The sequence below is a fragment of the Bacillus sp. MBGLi79 genome, from assembly GCF_002953915.1.
Window position 1 is genome coordinate 3545493 of record NZ_CP026521.1, and the last position, 18201, is coordinate 3563693.

Annotated in this window: 17 protein-coding genes, 1 tRNA gene, 1 pseudogene and 2 riboswitches; of the genes and pseudogenes, 7 read left to right on the plus strand and 12 right to left on the minus strand. The window is 42.6% G+C overall.

What is annotated here, in order from left to right; translation table 11 throughout:
* Positions 1-483 precede the first annotated feature (483 nt).
* Positions 484-585, plus strand: a riboswitch (TPP riboswitch).
* 99 nt (positions 586-684) lie between these two features.
* Positions 685-1263 (plus strand): energy-coupled thiamine transporter ThiT, encoded by a 579-nt coding sequence (gene thiT / locus C1T29_RS18120; RefSeq protein WP_014665124.1) that lies wholly within the window; start codon positions 685-687, stop codon positions 1261-1263.
* Between the two features lie 40 nt (positions 1264-1303).
* Here the strand turns inward: thiT and C1T29_RS18125 are convergent, their stop codons facing one another.
* The 3 genes from C1T29_RS18125 to C1T29_RS18135 are packed head-to-tail and all read right to left on the minus strand — an operon-like array spanning position 1304 to position 3917.
* Positions 1304-1825 carry a GNAT family N-acetyltransferase gene (locus C1T29_RS18125; RefSeq protein ID WP_071582515.1) on the minus strand — a complete coding sequence of 174 codons (522 nt, stop codon included), beginning with the start codon at positions 1823-1825 and terminating at the stop codon, positions 1304-1306.
* Between the two features lie 17 nt (positions 1826-1842).
* Positions 1843-3372, minus strand: coding sequence for a flotillin lipid rafts scaffold protein FloT (floT, locus tag C1T29_RS18130; RefSeq protein WP_095431771.1), 1530 nt, complete (start codon positions 3370-3372; stop codon positions 1843-1845).
* A 20-nt stretch (positions 3373-3392) separates the two neighbouring features.
* Complete coding sequence (locus C1T29_RS18135; RefSeq protein ID WP_095431772.1) at positions 3393-3917, minus strand: NfeD family protein; 525 nt, start codon at positions 3915-3917, stop codon at positions 3393-3395.
* 168 nt (positions 3918-4085) lie between these two features.
* Between C1T29_RS18135 and C1T29_RS18140 the strand changes: the two genes are divergently transcribed.
* Positions 4086-4574, plus strand: a complete 489-nt coding sequence (locus tag C1T29_RS18140) for a DinB family protein (RefSeq protein WP_095431773.1) — start codon at positions 4086-4088, stop codon at positions 4572-4574.
* 5 nt (positions 4575-4579) lie between these two features.
* On the opposite strand, the gene C1T29_RS18145 is transcribed toward C1T29_RS18140, so the two are convergent.
* The 3 genes from C1T29_RS18145 to betB form a co-directional block, all read right to left on the minus strand.
* Entirely contained in the window at positions 4580-5158 is a 579-nt protein-coding gene (locus C1T29_RS18145) for an MOSC domain-containing protein (RefSeq protein WP_095431774.1), read from the minus strand.
* Positions 5159-5245: 87 nt separating this feature from the next.
* Positions 5246-6454: a choline dehydrogenase gene (gbsB, locus tag C1T29_RS18150; protein ID WP_040082527.1), complete on the minus strand. Its 1209-nt coding sequence runs from the start codon at positions 6452-6454 to the stop codon at positions 5246-5248.
* Positions 6455-6470: 16 nt separating this feature from the next.
* Entirely contained in the window at positions 6471-7943 is a 1473-nt protein-coding gene (gene betB, locus C1T29_RS18155) for a betaine-aldehyde dehydrogenase (RefSeq protein ID WP_069840211.1), read from the minus strand.
* A gap of 198 nt (positions 7944-8141) precedes the next feature.
* On the opposite strand from betB, the gene gbsR reads away from it, so the two are divergent.
* The 4 genes from gbsR to ktrB all read left to right on the plus strand — a co-directional run bounded on the left by gbsR (position 8142) and on the right by ktrB (position 11805).
* Positions 8142-8684 carry a transcriptional regulator GbsR gene (gene gbsR / locus C1T29_RS18160; protein WP_095431775.1) on the plus strand — a complete coding sequence of 181 codons (543 nt, stop codon included), beginning with the start codon at positions 8142-8144 and terminating at the stop codon, positions 8682-8684.
* Positions 8685-8879: 195 nt separating this feature from the next.
* A complete protein-coding gene (gene bslA, locus C1T29_RS18165; RefSeq protein WP_014665133.1) occupies positions 8880-9425 on the plus strand; it encodes a biofilm surface layer hydrophobin BslA in 546 nt (181 codons plus the stop codon).
* A 146-nt stretch (positions 9426-9571) separates the two neighbouring features.
* Positions 9572-9720: riboswitch (cyclic di-AMP (ydaO/yuaA leader) on the plus strand.
* A 72-nt stretch (positions 9721-9792) separates the two neighbouring features.
* Complete coding sequence (gene ktrA, locus C1T29_RS18170; protein WP_014665134.1) at positions 9793-10461, plus strand: potassium uptake protein KtrA; 669 nt, start codon at positions 9793-9795, stop codon at positions 10459-10461.
* A gap of 6 nt (positions 10462-10467) precedes the next feature.
* Positions 10468-11805 (plus strand): Ktr system potassium transporter KtrB, encoded by a 1338-nt coding sequence (ktrB, locus tag C1T29_RS18175; protein WP_095431776.1) that lies wholly within the window; start codon positions 10468-10470, stop codon positions 11803-11805.
* A 36-nt stretch (positions 11806-11841) separates the two neighbouring features.
* Here the strand turns inward: ktrB and C1T29_RS18180 are convergent, their stop codons facing one another.
* The 3 genes from C1T29_RS18180 to C1T29_RS18190 all read right to left on the minus strand — a co-directional run bounded on the left by C1T29_RS18180 (position 11842) and on the right by C1T29_RS18190 (position 14755).
* Complete coding sequence (locus C1T29_RS18180) at positions 11842-12105, minus strand: YiaA/YiaB family inner membrane protein (protein WP_003222348.1); 264 nt, start codon at positions 12103-12105, stop codon at positions 11842-11844.
* Between the two features lie 108 nt (positions 12106-12213).
* Complete coding sequence (gene lytG / locus C1T29_RS18185; protein WP_103750136.1) at positions 12214-13062, minus strand: exo-glucosaminidase LytG; 849 nt, start codon at positions 13060-13062, stop codon at positions 12214-12216.
* Between the two features lie 160 nt (positions 13063-13222).
* Positions 13223-14755: an MFS transporter gene (locus C1T29_RS18190; RefSeq protein ID WP_103750137.1), complete on the minus strand. Its 1533-nt coding sequence runs from the start codon at positions 14753-14755 to the stop codon at positions 13223-13225.
* A 500-nt stretch (positions 14756-15255) separates the two neighbouring features.
* Here C1T29_RS18190 and cdoA point away from each other — a divergent pair.
* Positions 15256-15742: pseudogene (gene cdoA / locus C1T29_RS18195) on the plus strand (cysteine dioxygenase).
* A gap of 90 nt (positions 15743-15832) precedes the next feature.
* Here the strand turns inward: cdoA and C1T29_RS18200 are convergent.
* From C1T29_RS18200 to C1T29_RS18210, 3 genes are all read right to left on the minus strand, one after another.
* Positions 15833-15905: transfer RNA gene (locus C1T29_RS18200), tRNA-Ala, on the minus strand.
* 106 nt (positions 15906-16011) lie between these two features.
* Entirely contained in the window at positions 16012-16842 is an 831-nt protein-coding gene (locus C1T29_RS18205) for an undecaprenyl-diphosphate phosphatase (RefSeq protein WP_095431780.1), read from the minus strand.
* Positions 16843-16934: 92 nt separating this feature from the next.
* Positions 16935-18101, minus strand: coding sequence for an AI-2E family transporter (locus C1T29_RS18210; protein WP_095431781.1), 1167 nt, complete (start codon positions 18099-18101; stop codon positions 16935-16937).
* Positions 18102-18201 lie beyond the last annotated feature (100 nt).

Genomic DNA, 18201 nt, shown 5'->3' on the forward strand with positions numbered 1-18201 from the left:
AGCTCCCATCTGTCCGCTCGACTTGCATGTATTAGGCACGCCGCCAGCGTTCGTCCTGAGCCAGGATCAAACTCTCCGATAAAGTAGTTTGACTGACTACGCACATCGCTGTGCGATTTATAAAAATGAATTAACAGGTACGTTTTGTCTTGTTTAGTTTTCAAAGATCATTTCGTCACTTCTTAATGAAGCAGCTTTACTAATATAACATTCAGCTTCTTTTTTGTCAACAACTTTTTTGCGTTATTGTTGAAGTTTTTTGTTTGTGTCCGCTGTGCATCAGCGACGTTTAATAATATAACACCTGTGTTTATTTATTGCAATAGTTTTTTAAAAAAAATCTATAAAACAAATAAACTATAATCCTCGCCATGATTTCTAAAGCGTGTGTATCATATAATTTTCTTAAAAGAACATATATATCAGTCATGCGATCTTGTTGTTTTTTTCGTTTTCTTGTATAGTAGAAACGAACTAAATACTGATGACCACAAGGGGAGCATTAAAGCTGAGAGTGAGCGGTTTCGTTCTGACCCTTTGAACCTGTTAGTTAACGCTGGCGTAGGGATGTGGCAAAGTCAAATGAATTGCAGATCGTAAAGCAGTGCGTGGAACTTTTCTCATCCTTCCGCGTGCTGCTTTTTTGTTGTCCTTTTGGTTGTCTGTCAATGGAAGGAGATATTTATGGATCAATCTAAGCAACTGGTTCGCCTTATTGAAATTGCCATTATGACAGCAGCAGCCGTTATTTTAGACATTGTCTCAGGAATGTTTCTTAGCATGCCTCAAGGAGGCTCGGTCTCCATCATGATGATTCCGATCTTTTTGATTTCGTTTCGCTGGGGTGTCAAAGCGGGCCTTACTACCGGTTTGTTGACAGGCCTCGTACAAATAGCGATCGGAAACCTGTTTGCACAACATCCTGTACAGCTATTATTGGATTACATTGTCGCGTTCGCAGCAATCGGCATAAGCGGCTGTTTCGCTTCTTCTGTCCGTAAAGCCGCTGTAGCAAAAACAAAAGGGAAATTGATTGTTTCAGTGGTCAGTGCAGTTTTTATCGGCAGTTTCCTGCGCTATGCCGCGCATGTCATTTCAGGAGCTGTGTTTTTCGGCAGCTTCGCTCCAAAAGGAACGCCGGTATGGATTTATTCTTTAACTTATAATGCGACTTATATGGTTCCTTCATTCATTATTTGCGCCATTGTCCTATGTTTATTATTTATGACAGCACCACGTTTACTCAAAGCTGACAAAGCTTAAAAGTGACAATCCCCCAGCGAATTCCGCTGGGGGATTTTTGTTATCTGTTAAGGAGTGTTTTTAAAGCAGAAAGATCCGGCCAGCCAAGGCCCGCTTCTTTCAGCCTTACTCCGGCAATTTCAAAGCTGTCCTCCGATACTCTTTCAGGAGAATAGGACTGATAAAATATAATCGAGGGGTTCTGCTCAATGACCCAAACAAACATGCTCGAAAAGCCATGTTGAAGCAAAAACTCTGCTCCTTTTGTTAAGAGCGCCCTCCCTGCACCTTGCCGCTGGTGCTCTTCCAGAAGGTAAATAGCATATAGCTCGCCGTCATAGCCTTCTTGTTCAGAGCGAATAGGTCCAAATGAAGCAAAGCCGAATACTGAACCCTTTTCATCCTGGGCAACAAATACTCCCTTTAACGAGCGGCTTTTCCATTTGTCTTCAAATTCCTTATAGTTCAGGCTGTTTAAATAATCAGCCGGGATAATTTCGTGGTATGTTGTCCTCCAACTGTCTACATGCACCTTTGCAATGTCCTTTATATCATCTAACCTCGCTTCACGTACAGTTACCATCCGGTTATGTCCTTTCCTTACTCTGATTTTTGGACCGTTTTGGCTTCTTTGATTTCATTTGTTAATTCATTAATGCTTTGTTTTACGTTTCCTTTTCCTGAAAAGTTCTCAATCATTTCTTTTACGTCAATTCCTGAGGATGCTTTTAAACTTTCTTGCAGACTTGACATTAGGTTCGTCGCATAGCTGGTTACTTTGTTTGCGCCGCTTGATTCACCGCTTCCTCCTGTATCTACAACGGTGATTTTATCAATATTTGAAAGAGGAGCCGCTGCTTGTTTCGCGTATTCCGGAAGCATTTTGACGATCATATCGAAAATCGCCGCCTGCCCGTACTGTTCAAAGGCAGCCGCAATTTTCTCTTTTGCTTCCGCTTCCGCAAGACCTTTCAGGCGGATAACCTCAGCCTCTGTTTCTCCTTTTGCCTTTTCAGCTTCTGCTTTGGCTAGCCCGTCAATTCTTACTTTTTCCGCCTCAGCCTTTGCCATTGCTTCTATACTGTACTTCTTGGCATCGGCTTCCGCTAGCTGTTTGGCTTTCTCAGCTGCTGCGGACTGCTCAACAGAATAACGGTCTGCATCGGCTTTTTTCTTCACCTCTGAGTCGTATTGACGTTCACGGCGAAGAATTTCTTTTTCTTCTAGTTCTATTTGCTTTTGGCGTTCGATAATTTTAACCTGCATTTCCTGTTCTGTGACTTGCTGGCGCGCTCTGGCTGTCTCTAAATCATATGCTTGGTCAGCATTCGCTTTTGCCGTATCTTGGTCTCTGCGGAATTCAGCCATTTTGAGCTGATTGATTTTTTCAGCTTCAGCGATTTCCGTCGCCCGTTCAAGTTCAGATTTCTTTGCATCTTTATCGGCTTCTGCCCGCTTAATCCGGGTTTCTTTATCAGCCTCTGCTGTTGCGATATCAGCATCGCGTTTTACTTGGGCAATTCTCGGTTTCCCTAATGATTCAAGATAACCGTTTTTATCACGTACATCTTTAATGGTAAACGAGACGATTACAAGCCCCATTTTCGCGAGATCCTGTGAAGCGACACGCTGCACCTCTTGAGAGAATTTTTCTCTGTTTTTATAGATTTCTTCTACTGTCATTGAGCCGAGAATGGAACGAAGGTGGCCTTCTAAAACCTCTCGCGCTTCCTGCTCACGATCGTCTTTTGATTTCCCTAAAAATTGTTCAGCTGCTGTAGCTATTTCGCCTATAGAACCGCCGATTTTAATAATCGCAGTTCCATCGGCCATTACAGGCACTCCTTGCTCTGTATAGACTTCAGGTGTCGAAACATCAAGTTTGCTTGATAGTAAGCTTAGCGGCTCTGCCTGCTGGAAGACGGGAAAGACAAAGGTTCCTCCGCCGCGGACGATTTTGAGACGGTTGCCGCCTTCGTCGACATGAACATTTTTATTGCCCAGATAACTCCCCGTTACGATTAACGCTTCATCAGGCCCTGCTGTACGATACTTTGTAATAAACACAGCTATTAGTGCAATTAATAAAAAGAATACAACTCCGATGATCATTATAATCGGCATTGTCATATCAAATTCCTCCTTGTGTTTTAAATGGATTCATGCGGAGTAACAGAAAGAACTCCACTGCTAATATCTACGACCAACACTGTTGTCCCGTAACTGATCTGCTGATTATCAAAACTGACCGCTGACTTTGAAATGGTGCCGCCTATTCCTTCAATGACCACTTCGCCAAACCCGTCAACTGGAACAGCTGTAATGACTTTACCGACTCTCCCTTTTAGATCATCTTCTCTATATGCCAATGATTCTTCCGCGGATGATAATGGAACCAGCACAAAGATATGAAGCAATATCACCAGCATGATTGAAAGGATGCAAGATAAAAGCGCAATCAGCAAGCTTGACAGCGGCAATACGAGCTCGCCTATATATCCTCCTGCTGAAAAACATGTGAAAAATGAGAGCACTAATGTCGGATTTAGAAACGGAATACCTTCCGACAGTCCTGCAAATACATCTCCGAAAAACAGAAATAACAGCGTAAGACTGCCGGCAATCATAAGCGTATAAAGATAAATCGTTTGTATAGGTACACCAAATAACTCCAATTCCCTCATCCTTTCTTCATCAATGCATTGATGAACGGCTGCCGTTACCATTTATACGAGACAACGCAGGAAAGGTTTCAAAATTTTAAGACAAATAACCCATTTTGAAGTGCTTTATAAATGATAATTGCTTATATATATGGTAATGTCATTTTAGGAGGAGATATGATGAGTATCTTTAATGAAGCCAGATTAGAAACGTGGAACGAATTGAAAGGACTTTCTGACGAAAAGCTGAACCAAAAGCCTTCTACTGATGAATGGAGTATACGGGAAGTTCTTGACCATTTGAAAAAAATCGATATAACAGCACAAAAAATGCTGAAGGAACGTGTAAAGGACGCTCCGATCAAAGAAATTGAAGAAAAACCGCTTGAGGTGGCACAGAACAGAAATAATAAACGGAAAGCTCCGAGTCATCTTGAGCCTGCGCATGATTTTATTTCAGGCAGCCAAATGAAACGCGAGCTTGATGTGGTAAGAGAGCAGCTGACAGCCACGATCGCCTCTCTGAAAGAAGAAGATTTTGAAAGAGTGCTTCCGCATCCTGTGTTTCAAGAGCTGACTGTCAGACAGTGGATCGATTTTATCGGCCATCATGAAAAACGGCACCTCAGCCAAATGAAAGAAATTAAAGAAAAGATAGAAAGGGCCTGATTTGATCAGACCCTTTCTGCTTTTCGTTTAACTTTTCGCTGATAGGAATGAACTTCTATTTCATCACCTGCGTAAACAGCTCCGGGTCTTTCAACAATGCACACAATCCCTCTTATGCCCAGTGCGTGACGGACAAAAGCCGGCGCCAGCTTCGGTTGCTCCGGATAATAAGACTGAATGACTTCTCCCGGCTGAATGCACGGATCATTTTCGCCCTCGCACAGCAGAGCGGCTCCGCTCGGAAAAATAATCCGGCTTCCTTCTTTTAATGTAGTAAGATCTGGCATACCGCTAACTGCCACATTCGCCCCGAGCCATTCCGGCAAAATCCTCGGCACTCCCATTTTTAAAGCGATTTCGTTGCATTCCTCTATAGAAACAATTGAAATTTGTCTTCGGTTGAAAATTTCAGTCCCTCTTGAAAACATTGGTTCTCTGGCTCCCGCTTTTTTGGTCAGGCCAAAATGCAAGTCTCCAGGGATGCCGCCATAATCAAAATCAAGCTTGTCCATTTGCTTTGTTACGAAGCTTTCTGTATCTGCGATATATAAGCCTTCCGCTTTTGCGGTCATACGCTTCCACATCAGCTGGCACCTTCCTTCTCATATAAAATTTCCACCTATGCTTCATTATCCCAAAAAATCCCGCTCTGTAAAGGAGCGGGATTTTGATTATACCGTTTTAGGCGTAAGGTTAAAGCAGCGCTTGTAGATCCAGTTGTATGCTTTTTCATTTAAATCTCTAGGATTTCCGAAGGTTTGCGGGTCTTTCATTGCTTCTTTAGACAAGCGTTCGATCATGTCAGGTGACACTCCCTGCTCTTCTAAAGTCGGCACTTCTAATTCTTTGACCAGATCATACATCCAATTGACAGATGCTTTCGCAGCTTCTTCTGTTGTCATCTTGCTTGTATCGATACCGAAGGCTTTCGCAATCCGTGCAAACTTCTCAGGATAGCCCTTCCAGTTGTATTCCATGACAGGACCCATCATCGCCGCCACGCATTGGCCGTGAGCGACTGGGATAATCCCGCCAAGCGTTTGGCTCATCGCGTGAGCCGCGCCAGCTGATTCACTGCCGTAAGAAAGACCGGCAAGCATTGCAGCCTGCGCCATTCCGTATCTTGCTTCCAGATCCTCTCCGTCAGCAAATGCCCTTTTAATGTAATGAGCGGCATATTCAATTGCCATTAAGGCAACTGCATCCGTAATTGGCTGCGCAAACTTCATTGTATAGCACTCAATGGCATGAGCAAGCGCATCAATTCCCGTCATGGCTGTTACATGCGGAGGCATTGAAACATGAAGCTCAGGATCAATGATGGTCAAGTGCGCTGCAATCAGCGGACCGCCCGTGTTGAATTTGAATTCTCTTTCTTCATCTGTGATCACCGCCCATTGCGTTACTTCTGATCCTGTTCCAGCCGTAGTGGGAATTGTCGTCAGTGGAGGAATGCGGTTTTCCAGCGGTTTTTTCCCATCTGCTGCTTCATAATCAAGCACGCTTCCTTCGTGAGTTGCTTCTACTCCGATTGCTTTTGCTGTATCCATGGAGCTTCCGCCTCCAACTGCCACCAAGCCATTACAGTTCTCTTTTTTGTAAAGCTCAGATCCTTCATTCACCAGACGGACAGGCGGGTTTGGCTCCACTTTATTAAAGAGCACCACTTCAATGCCTGCTTCTTTAAGTGATTCGATAACAGGATCAGCTACGCCCGCTTTATAAATCCCTGGGTCTGTGACAAGGAGCGCTTTTGAAACGCCTAGTGCCGCTACTTCCTCCCCCGTATGCTTGATGGCTCCGATTCCGTGCTTAATGACAGTCGGAATTTCAAATGTGTGGAATTTCTGCATACTTTCTACCTTCATATTTAATGTCATCATCAATCTCCCCCTCTTATGAATTGAACCAATTAACCGCTGCTGGTTTTGTATTGCGATATACGTGCTTGACTTCTGTGTATTCTTCAAGGCCTATTTTTCCAAGCTCGCGTCCGAACCCGGATTGCTTATAGCCGCCCCATGGCGCCTGTGCAAAGTACGGATGAAAATCGTTGATCCAAACGGTTCCCATTCTCAAACGGGCTGCTACCCGTTCACATTTTTCAATATCTTTTGACCATACCGCTCCGGCCAAGCCGTAGATGGTATCATTCGCAAGCTCAATTACCTCTTCTTCAGAGCTAAAGGTTTCGACTGTCAAAACAGGACCGAAAACCTCTTCCTGAACGATTCTCATGTCAGATTTACAGTTTGAAAAAATAGTAGGTTCATAGAAAAAGCCATTTTGAAGCGCTGGGTCTTCCGGGCGTTTGCCTCCTGTCTCCAGCTTCGCGCCTTCTTCTATTCCGATTTCTACATATTTTTCTACCTTTGCCCTGTGCTCCGCCGAAATAAGCGGACCGCTTTCTGTCTCTGCGTGAAAACCGTTTCCGAGTTTTATGCGTTTTGCCCGTTTGACCAGCTCCGCCAAAAATTGATCATGAATGGCGTCCTCAACAAGCAAGCGGGAGCCTGCAGAGCATACTTGGCCAGCGTGGAAAAATACAGCGTTTAATGCCTGATCAACCGCAACTTCTAAATCCGCGTCCTTGAAAACGATATTTGGGTTTTTCCCGCCAAGCTCAAGGGCGATTTTTTTGACATTTCCGCTTGCCGCCCGCATGATTTTTTTGCCTGTTTCGATTCCGCCTGTAAACGAAATCAAATCGACGTCTTTGTTTGCGGCAAGCTCATCGCCCACTGTAGCTCCCGGTCCAAGGACAAGGTTCGCGACACCTTTTGGTACGCCGGCTTCTTCCATCAGCTTAAAGACTTTGATTGTCGTCAGCGGCGTAATCTCACTCGGCTTCATGACGATTGTGTTTCCTGCAGCCAGTGCAGGTGCGATTTTCCAGCTCGCTTGAAGAAGCGGATAATTCCATGGAGTGATCTGGCCGCAAACCCCGATCGGCTCCCTAATGATTTTGCTTTCTGAATCAGGAATCGGAGATGAAATGATTTCTCCGCCATCTTTGTCAGCCAAGCCGGCGTAATATTGAAAAACATTGGCGATATCGTCCATATCGGCTTTGCTTTCTTCGAGTGTTTTTCCTGTATCAAGAGATTCAAGCTCTGCCAGCTCCTCGAGATCGCGTCTGATTAATTCCGCAATTTTCAGAACAATCTTCCCGCGTTCAAGCCCGGATAATGAAGACCATTCTCCTTTGTCAAATGCTCTGCGCGCGGCTGCGATTGCCTTGATGGCGTCCTCTCGCCCTCCCTCGCTTACAGTTGCAATTTCTTCTTGATTAAATGGATTGATAATGCTCCGGATCTGTCCTTTTTCGGCACTGATCCATTCTCCGTCAATGTAAAATGTTTGACTCATATAAGCCTCCTTGACGTAAATAAAGTTTGTTAAATAAAAATTTAATGTTTTTAACAACCTTAATCTAACATACGGTTTTTAAACTGTCAAAGCCCCTTTTCAATTTTTCTTTTTGACTTTTCCTTATGTTTCGTTAAGATAAAGAACATAAAGAAATAACTTAACGAATTTAACTTTCTAAAGGAAAAGAGGGTCAGTATGGATGAAAATCCAGAATTTGCAGCTATAGAACAGGCTCGGGATCTTGTTATTGACTCCATTGCTGAAACGATGGATCTTTACGGAATTACCCGCAGTGTCGGGATTTTATATGGGACGATGTATATGAGGGATGAGATGACGCTTGACGAAATGCGCGAGGAGTTGCAAATGAGCAAACCAAGCATGAGCACAGGTGTCAAAAAGCTTCAAGACTTAAACGTAGTGAAAAAAACATTTCACCGGGGCATCCGCAAGCATACATTTGTAGCTGAAAAAGATTTCTTTAAATTTTTCACAAATTTCTTTCCCCCTAAATGGGAGCGGGAGGTTCAAGTGAATGTAGCAGCGATCGAAGAAGCACAGGCTGATTTACAAAAGGTTTTAAGCAAGGAAGATCTCGATGAGGATATCAAAAATGAAGCGCAGCAGTTATATGATCAGCTGGAAAGCTCTAAAGCTTACTACGACTGGCTGAAGCGGCTTGCTGAAGCGGTGCAGAGCGGAGAAATTTTTAAATTTATACCGATCGAAACAAAGTAAAACAGCAAACGCCTGGGAAACCAGGCGTTTTTTTAGTGTAACTACTACAAATTTGAAAAATACGGGAAAAACACCCCATTTACTTCCAAAATATTTGATGGTAATTTTATGTAGGTAAAATTTGTATTTGGCCTTTCAGAGGAGGTGAAAAGCGGGCAGGCCTTTAATTTATTAATTTTTAGGGGGAATTTTATTATGAAACGCAAATTATTATCTTCTTTGGCAATTAGTGCACTAAGTCTCGGGTTACTCGTTTCTGCACCAACAGCTTCTTTCGCGGCTGAATCTACATCAACTAAAGCTCATACTGAATCTACTATGAGAACACAGTCTACTGCTTCATTGTTCGCAACAATCACTGGCGCCAGCAAAACGGAATGGTCTTTCTCAGATATCGAATTGACTTACCGTCCAAATACGCTTCTCAGCCTTGGCGTGATGGAATTTACGTTACCAAGCGGATTTACTGCAAATACGAAGGACACAATGAACGGTAATGCCTTGCGTGAAACACAGATCCTCAATAATGGGAAAACAGTGAGAATTCCTTTGGCACTTGATTTGTTAGGAGCTGGCGAATTCAAATTAAAACTGAATAACAAAACACTTCCTGCCGCTGGTACATATACTTTCCGCGCGGAGAATAAATCATTGAGCATCGGAAATAAATTTTACGCAGAAGCCAGCATTGACGTGGCTAAGCGCAGTACTCCTCCGACTCAGCCATGCGGCTGCAACTAATGTAAAAGACCGGTTAACACCGGTCTTTTTTTGCGTTTTCCCCTACCCTTTTTTCTCTCATTTCCGTTATCTTTTTTCTGGTTTAAAATTTAAATTGACAAACACTAGAAACAGGAGTAAATTCTTGAGTGTTCAATTTCATAAAGTCTCTTTTACCGCTTAATCAAACACGAACGGGGGAACCAACGATTGGCTGTTTTATTAACAGCCTTGGGGTGAATCTTACTAAGTAAGAGGGGGTACTCTGAATCCCTAATCCGACAGCTAACCTCGTAGGCGTATACAGAGAGGAGGTCTATTGCGACCATTCTTTGAAATGGTCTTTTTTGCTTAAAAAACGTTAATTTTACTAAGGGAGTTATGAACAGTGGGAAGAATAAAAAATAAGCAATTTGCCGTGATCGGGCTGGGCCGGTTTGGCGGCAGCATTTGCAAAGAACTGCACAGAATGGGACACGAGGTCCTTGCAGTTGATATCAACGAAGAAAAGGTCAATGCATATGCTTCTTACGCCACTCATGCGGTAATTGCCAACGCCACCGAAGAAAACGAATTGCTTTCATTAGGAATACGCAATTTTGAATATGTAATTGTTGCCATCGGAGCGAATATTCAAGCGAGTACACTGACCACCCTATTATTAAAGGAATTTGATATCCCTAATATTTGGGTGAAAGCTCAAAACTATTATCATCACAAGGTGCTTGAAAAAATCGGCGCGGATCGTATTATCCACCCTGAAAAAGACATGGGAGTCAAGATCGCACAAAGCCTTTCTGACGAAAACGTTTTGAATTACATTGATTTATCTGATGATTACAGTATTGTCGAGCTGCTGGCAACGCGAAAGCTTGATTCAAAATCAATTATTGACCTGAATGTGAGAGCAAAGTACGGCTGCACGATCCTGGCCATTAAACATCATGGAGATATCCGTCTTTCTCCCGCACCTGAAGACATCATTCACGAGCAGGATTGCCTGGTGATCATGGGGCACAAAAAGGATATTAAACGTTTTGAAAACGAAGGGATGTAGACAAAGGTGACACTTCAAAAGGATAAAGTGATCAAATGGGTTCGGTTTACACCGCCTCAAGTGCTTGCAATTGGTTTTTTCCTAACCATTATCATCGGGGCTGTGCTGTTAAAGCTTCCGTTTTCTACACTGAAGCCATTGTCATGGATCGATGCCCTTTTTACTGCAGCTTCCGCTACAACCGTTACAGGGCTTGCAGTTGTCGATACCGGTACAGAATTTACACTTTTCGGGCAAACTGTCATCATGGGGCTGATTCAGATCGGTGGGCTTGGATTTATGACGTTTGCTGTTTTGATCGTCATGATATTAGGGAAAAAAATCGGGTTGAAAGAACGAATGCTGGTTCAGGAAGCCTTAAATCAGCCGACAATCGGCGGCGTCATTGGCCTTGTCAAAGTCCTGTTTCTGTTCTCGATCAGTATTGAATTGATAGCAGCACTCATCCTATCCATCCGGCTTGTGCCTCAGTATGGCTGGTCATCTGGCTTGTTTGCCAGTCTGTTTCACGCGATTTCTGCTTTTAACAATGCCGGGTTTTCGCTGTGGCCTGATAATTTGATGAGCTACGTTGGGGACCCTACAGTGAACCTTGTGATTACTTTCTTATTTATTACAGGAGGGATCGGATTTACGGTTCTGTTTGACATTATGAAAAATCGGCGTTTCAAAGCTTTTTCCTTACATACAAAGCTTATGCTTACAGGAACGCTGATGTTGAATGCGATTGCTATGCTTGTGATCTTTATTCTAGAGTACAGCAACCCTGGCACGCTTGGCCACCTGCATATAGGGGATAAACTATGGGCTTCCTATTTTCAGGCAGTGACGCCGAGAACCGCAGGCTTCAACTCCCTTGATTTTGGAAGTATGAGAGAAGGAACGATTGTATTTACTTTATTATTGATGTTTATCGGAGCAGGCAGCGCTTCTACGGCGAGCGGCATTAAGCTGACTACGTTCATCGTGATTTTAACATCTGTTATTGCTTACTTGAGAGGTAAAAAAGAAACGGTGATTTTCCGCCGCTCCATCAAATATCCGATAATCATTAAAGCTTTAGCTGTAAGCGTCACCGGTTTGTTCATCGTGTTTTTAGGGATATTCGCCCTGACGATCACAGAACAAGCGCCGTTTATTCAAATTGTGTTTGAAACCTTTTCCGCTTTCGGAACTGTCGGTCTATCGATGGGGCTTACTCCTGAACTGACAACAGCTGGAAAGTGTATCATCATTGTCATCATGTTCATCGGAAGAATTGGTCCTTTAACGTTCGTGTTTTCATTCGCAAAAACAGAGCAATCAAATATTCGATACCCTGACGGCGAAGTGTTTACAGGGTGATATCAAAAAAATCCGGCGTGCAATCGCCGGATTTTTTTATGATTCGATATGAGATTGATTTTGTCTTTTTTCTTGTTCTGCGATGATCTCGTTGTCCTCTGCGTTATCACGGGTCACTTTTTGTGTAAGAATCGCGCCAACAGCTACGAGTATCATAACAGCGATGTAATAACCTTTTTCATTGAGTTCCAGGTTATCAGCATTATAGAGTCCGATACTAAACAAAAATACTCCCGCAAAAAAAGTGAAATAAGCCAATACGGTAAAGGCAACCGTATTTCTGCGTCTATATTTCTGCACCTTTGTTCCCTCCCAAAAGCATAGTTAATTAGTGATAACTGTCGTGGAATATTATACCTCAAATTCCCCTGAATGGAACAAAGAATTAAAAATACCAGTAAAAAGGACTTAGGTTGCTTCCTTTATTTCAATAGCTGAATCATCAATCCAGCCGATGAGTTTATTATTGATTTGGAATTGGTACCATACAGACTGGCCTTTCTGTTTTTTAGACACAACCTTTATATCTTTGCCGACGTAAGATTGGGCAGAGGTAAGCCTTATAGACCGATCATCAGTAGAAGGCTTGGACCATACGTCTTGGACGGCACTATCTTTAATGGAAGCATGTAAATCCACTGATTTGAGGGATGGGTTTACCTTATCGTACTCATCCAAATTGTATTTTTCCACAATAGCGCTGATTTTATGAGCGTAGTCAGGGTCTGTAGCATATCCTGCTGTTTGCAGTGCAGTCGCAGCTTCCTTATAATCTCCAGCCTCAAGCACAGGTTTATACTTCTTTTTATTCCACGATGTGCCGCGGATGAACAATTGGGCATGATCATCCATCGATTCAAAAAACGTACTGTATTTTCGAAACTTCGCACGAATGGTTTTTCTTTTCCCTTTTTCAACTTCGTCCGTTTCCATCGTAACGTGATGGCCTTTATAATTTCCTTTCACGCCAAAAAGGTTGTTGGCCTTAGCAGCCAGTTCGCTGTTCCCCCAGTCGGATTCGAGAATGGCCTGAGCGATTGTGATGCTGGGGAGGACATGATATTTTTCATACAAAATTTGGGCATGCCCGGACAGGCTGTCTATAAATACTTGCTGTTCATCAACTTCTTCGGTTTCTTTAGATGTTTCAATCGGTTTTGATAAAGTTGTCGCTAAAACAAACAGAGCTAGCGGAATCGATACAATGAAAAATAGTGTAATGAAGAGTTTACGTTTGTTCAATTTTTTACGGGCCATGAAAACCTTCCTTCGAATTAAGAGATTACGAATGTAAAAGAATCTACCTTTTAGAATTTTACTTGCACTTCTAATATTTTTCAATTCTTTAGGGATAAAGTTGGGAAAAGATTGCATAATAAAAACCTTTTCGTGAAAGGAAAAGGTTTTTATCACGTTTCTACTTTTGCAAATTTCTGAGTGCATTCCGATATTCTGTATCATTGATTACTTGATGTGATTTGACAGTTGCATTCGACAATCCCTGTCCTGAAACGGCCGGTTCCGGAACTGTTTTTGCTTGGTCATGTGGTTTATGTGCAAGCTTGTGCCCCATTCCTGTAGCATTCATACAAAATGACAGGCAGACGAGCAGAACGCTGAGGATAAAAGAAATGAAAAAGAGATCATGATAAGCAGTCATCATAGAATCCTGTACCGAACCGTTTTGTCTGGCCGCATCTAATTTCGTGAAAAAACCGATGAGAATGGGAACTCCCATATAGACAAACAATCTTAAAAACTGGACAGCTGTCATTCTCTTGACCAAATCAGGCAGCGGGCCTCCCATGGCAGCTCCCATCAGCCCTGCGGCGACTGTCAGGCCTGTTCCCGCTGCCAGCATGATAAACAGTGCTGCGAACATATAGAGAGACGATTGATCCTGCATATGCAGCCATTGAAAATTTACAAAGACGAGAATAAGTCCGCCGATAATACCGAGCATCCCTGGTCCGACTTTATCATAAAACAGAGCGCTCAAAATGGCCGCGATCGCCACTCCGATTAAAAGAGTCAAGTTTAAAAGAATGAGCTGCTCCTGAGAAATATCATACATTTGACGGAGCAAGCCTTGAAAAGCAGACAGGCTGACAGCTACCATTATCGTCCCTGCAGCTATGATCAATAACCCCAGCACCGGTTTTGGCAGAAGCATTAGTTTAATTGAAATGAAGGGATTTTTCACTTTATATTCTACTATTAATAGAACAATGAACAAACATAACGTCATACCGAAACCTGTCCATACATAACCCGATGAAAGCCCCCATTTTTGCAGAAAAATGAATGAAACCGCTGAGGCTGCGGCAAGGAGAACAGATAAAAGAATTCCCGCACGATCAAGGGGCTGTTCTTGAGCCGCCGCTCCGTGATGTTCGTCATGGAGAAAGAAATAGCTCACCGCGACACCGATCAGTGACAATGTGCCAAAGGTGATAAACAGCCATCTCCAATGCCCATAGCTTGTTGCAATCGTTCCCAGGATCGTGCCGATCATAACAGAACCATAAAAGCCCCCAATCAGCACAAGCAGGGCATAGTTCCTGCGTTCAATCGGGAATGACAGTACAAGCATTGGAATCATAATCATCAGCATGACACCTGTTGCCGCTCCCTGTAAAAAACGTCCTGCCGCCATCCATGCAATATCGTTTGAAAATGCGATGAGCAGTGAGCCTAGTATAAAAACAGGTAATGAAGCAAGGTAGACGGGGCGAGCACCGAATTTTTTCCTCAGCAGCGGTCCTGTCGGAACTAACAAGGCAAAGGCCATATTTCCGATCAATATTGGATTTACTGATGTGAAGACACTTGTTCCAACCGCTTTCTGAACAAGGCTTTGAACTGACGACAATGCCGTGTTAGACATCAATCCCGGCCCGACCGCTAAAACAGCGAGCAGTGAAATCACCCAATAGTGTTTTGTCTTCATGTTGTCATTCCTTCCTATATGAATACATGCGAAATACACCATTTTTTGAAAACAAAAGAAGCTAATAGATTTTCGCATACCATTAGCTTTCATTCTAATATTCTCCCTTTCAGGGGAAATGATATTATTTTATTATAACTATGTGGACAAATGAGCATATATTCAAATATTATTTCAAACCGACTGTGTTTTGTCAATGGCGCAAATTTCAAGCTCCAACATAAACAGTTTTTGCCCCGATATTGTGTATAAGAGCCTAAAACTCCTCGCTTGTTCCTTCAAGTGAATCAAAAATCAAAGCAGGCAGCTTGAATCCTTTCATTCCCCTATTCCAACTAATAAGCTCGAATAGGTTGGTGATAAGCCAACGTGTTGACCGCACATTTTTTTGTGTTCACTGGGCGTTTGCCGCCTCTAATTTGTATATAGGTAAATACCATGAATTAATCTGTGAAATACCAATGTTAGGAAATTTTTATTTTTTCCGGGAGGCAAAACGAATGGAACTGTATGAGTGTATCCAAGATATTTTTGGCGGCTTGAAAAATCCATCGGTTAAAGATTTAGCAACATCATTAAAACAAATTCCAAACGCAGCACAATTGAGTCAACCGTATATTAAGGAGCCAGACCAGTACGCCTACGGCCGAAATGCCATCTATCGAAACAATGAGTTGGAGATTATCGTTATTCACATTCCGCCTAACGAGGAGACAGCCGTCCACGATCATGGCCAATCTATTGGTTGTGCAATGGTGCTAGAAGGGAAAACTCCTTAATTCTATCTATCGCTCAACCGGCGAACACGCAGAACTCTCCAATTCATACTTTGTCCACGAAGGAGAATGCCTTATTTCAACTAAAGGTTTAATTCACAAAATGTCCAATCCGACGTCCGAACGAATGGTATCTCTTCATGTCTACTCACCCCCTTTGAAAGACATGACGGTCTTTGAAGAACAAAGGGGTGTCTTGGAAAGTTCATGATAGACAGATGAACTGTTCAACTGGAGGATTCAGAGAATGAACCTTTTTCTCCAAACAAAAAAACCCTTATCGAATAAGGGTTTACAGGTATGGAGCCAAGGGGGCTCGAACCCCTGACCTCTACGCTGCCAGCGTAGCGCTCTCCCAGCTGAGCTATGGCCCCGTATGTAACGTCATGTTTATTATAGATGATTTTTTTTTGAAAAACAAGCTGTTTCCTCTTGAATTGACAGAAAAAATAAGGCTCGGGATGAGCCTTATTTTTCGACTTACATCATGATTAAAAGTAAAATCACACCGAGAATAATTCGATAGATTGCAAATGGGACGAGTTTGATTTTATTAATCAGTCTTAAGAAGAAACGGACGACAAACAACGCGACAACAAAGGCACAGATAAAGCCGACGATGAAAAACGGCATCAAATCCGAGCTTAAGCTGTCCCAATGTTTCACAAGGCTCAGAAAACTTGCTCCCATCATGATCGGCATCGCCATAATAAACGTAAAATCGGCTGCCGCTCGGTGGTTTAACCCGAGAATAACACCTCCGGAAATGGTTGAACCTGAACGTGAGAAACCCGGCCAAAGGGCAAGACATTGGAATAAGCCGACTGCTATCGCCTGTTTATAGGAAATGCGGTCGAGGGTGTCTGTCGCTGCTTTCCGCTTATTCACCCAGTCAGCAAAAAGCATCAGGACTGCCCCGGCGATTAAACCGAAGGCCACAGTTTTAACGGAAAATAAATATTCATCAATGTAATCTTCAAACAAAAAGCCGAGAACAGCAGCTGGAACGAGCCCGACAGCAATTTGGGCAATGCTTAATTTATGTCCCTGCTTCTGGTCGCTTGTAATATTTTTTTTCAAGCCGAGTAAATTTAAAATTCGGTCTTTAAACACGATAGCTACTGCTAAAATGGATCCTAGCTGAATAACTACTTTGAATGAATTAGCAGCTTCTTCTGACATCAGATTACTTGATTTAAGCCAGATGTCGTCTACTATGATCATATGTCCTGTCGAAGAAACCGGCGCGTACTCTGTTAATCCTTCTACGATTCCTAAAATGGCGGCTACAAACAATTCCCATAGAGTCATGATTTTGATTCTCCCCATTAGACATTTATTTTTTTACATAACGGGAGCTTCCCATAAATGGAAAGCCCGTCTTATATAACTATAAACGAAAATCACACTTTATGACCCGGCATATTTTCATTTTTTTCTTCGTCGTATAAATGTGACCGCATTTTAAACCAGTCAAATAAATGTGTTGTAATGACTTTGACGACTGCATAGCCCGGAATGGCAAGAATGATTCCAACAACACCAAACAGTTTGCCGGCTGTTAACAGCAGAAATATAATCGTGATCGGGTGGATGTGAAGGTTTTTCCCCATAATTTGCGGAGAGATCAGCTTCCCTTCAATCAGCTGAACAATGGTCCAAACGATCACCAGCTTAAGCAGCATGAGCGGCGATGTCACTATGGCGATGATAATTGCAGGCGTGATGGCAATCGTTGGCCCTAAATATGGAACAATGCTTGTACAAGCCGCAATGACTGCGAGCAATGAAGCATAATCAAGGCCGATAATCAAATAACCGATAAACAGCAAAAACCCGATACAGAAGCTGACAATGATCTGGCCTCTGATATAAGAACTTAACCGATGATTCATTTCACTTAAGACTGTATATGTCTGTTCTTTCAATCGAGTCGGCACAAACTTCAGTATGTAGACCGGTAATTTTTTTCCGTCTTTTAGCAAATAGAAAAGAATAAACGGAACCGTAACGATCGAAATGATAATCTCAGTCAGCGCGCCGATAAAATTCCCAACACCGGTAAAGGTGCTGTTTACGATTGTCGCTGCCTGGTCCGAAACCTTTGTCGCGAGATCAGATATATTAATGTTCATCGTTTGCTGGGCCTGATTGACGAAGTTGCTGCCAATCAGCTGTTTCGTTTGGTCTTCTACGACGTCGACATATCTCGGGATATTGTCAATCAAACTCATAATTTGTTCTTTTAAAAAGGGGATGATGGACACGATCGTGATCGTGATCAGCCCGATAATCAATAGATATAACAGCAATATAGAATAGATTCTTCTTATTCTTCTTCTCTCCAGGAAATCGACAACTGGATTTAACAGATAAAAAACAATGCCTGTCAAAATAATCGGAAGTGAAATTGTTTTGAGCAGAACAATAATCGGGGTGAAAATAAATGATGTTTTTGTAAATACAAGAATATTTAAACCAATCAGCAGCAGCACAAGCAAAAATAAAACAAACTTATTGTCCAAGAAGAATCGCTTGAATCTGCCGCTCCATGTTTGCAACGTCTCCACTATCGTTCCTCCGTCATACATAGTTTAGTTAAATTGTACACTATCGTCCCTATAATGAAAAATAATAACCGTTAATTGCTGGAAAAGCTTTCTCTGTTGT

Excerpts from the sequence above, each read along its gene's own strand:
- C1T29_RS18140 (WP_095431773.1), top strand. The coding sequence starts at position 4,086 with ATGAGTATCTTTAATGAAGCCAGATTAGAAACGTGGAACGAATTGAAA.
- C1T29_RS18190 (WP_103750137.1), bottom strand. The coding sequence starts at position 14,755 with ATGAAGACAAAACACTATTGGGTGATTTCACTGCTCGCTGTTTTAGCG.
- bslA (WP_014665133.1), top strand. The coding sequence starts at position 8,880 with ATGAAACGCAAATTATTATCTTCTTTGGCAATTAGTGCACTAAGTCTC.
- thiT (WP_014665124.1), top strand. The coding sequence starts at position 685 with ATGGATCAATCTAAGCAACTGGTTCGCCTTATTGAAATTGCCATTATG.
- C1T29_RS18125 (WP_071582515.1), bottom strand. The coding sequence starts at position 1,825 with ATGGTAACTGTACGTGAAGCGAGGTTAGATGATATAAAGGACATTGCA.
- gbsR (WP_095431775.1), top strand. The coding sequence starts at position 8,142 with ATGGATGAAAATCCAGAATTTGCAGCTATAGAACAGGCTCGGGATCTT.
- betB (WP_069840211.1), bottom strand. The coding sequence starts at position 7,943 with ATGAGTCAAACATTTTACATTGACGGAGAATGGATCAGTGCCGAAAAA.
- floT (WP_095431771.1), bottom strand. The coding sequence starts at position 3,372 with ATGACAATGCCGATTATAATGATCATCGGAGTTGTATTCTTTTTATTA.
- gbsB (WP_040082527.1), bottom strand. The coding sequence starts at position 6,454 with ATGACATTAAATATGAAGGTAGAAAGTATGCAGAAATTCCACACATTT.
- lytG (WP_103750136.1), bottom strand. The coding sequence starts at position 13,062 with ATGGCCCGTAAAAAATTGAACAAACGTAAACTCTTCATTACACTATTT.
- C1T29_RS18145 (WP_095431774.1), bottom strand. The coding sequence starts at position 5,158 with ATGTGGAAGCGTATGACCGCAAAAGCGGAAGGCTTATATATCGCAGAT.
- C1T29_RS18205 (WP_095431780.1), bottom strand. The coding sequence starts at position 16,842 with ATGACTCTATGGGAATTGTTTGTAGCCGCCATTTTAGGAATCGTAGAA.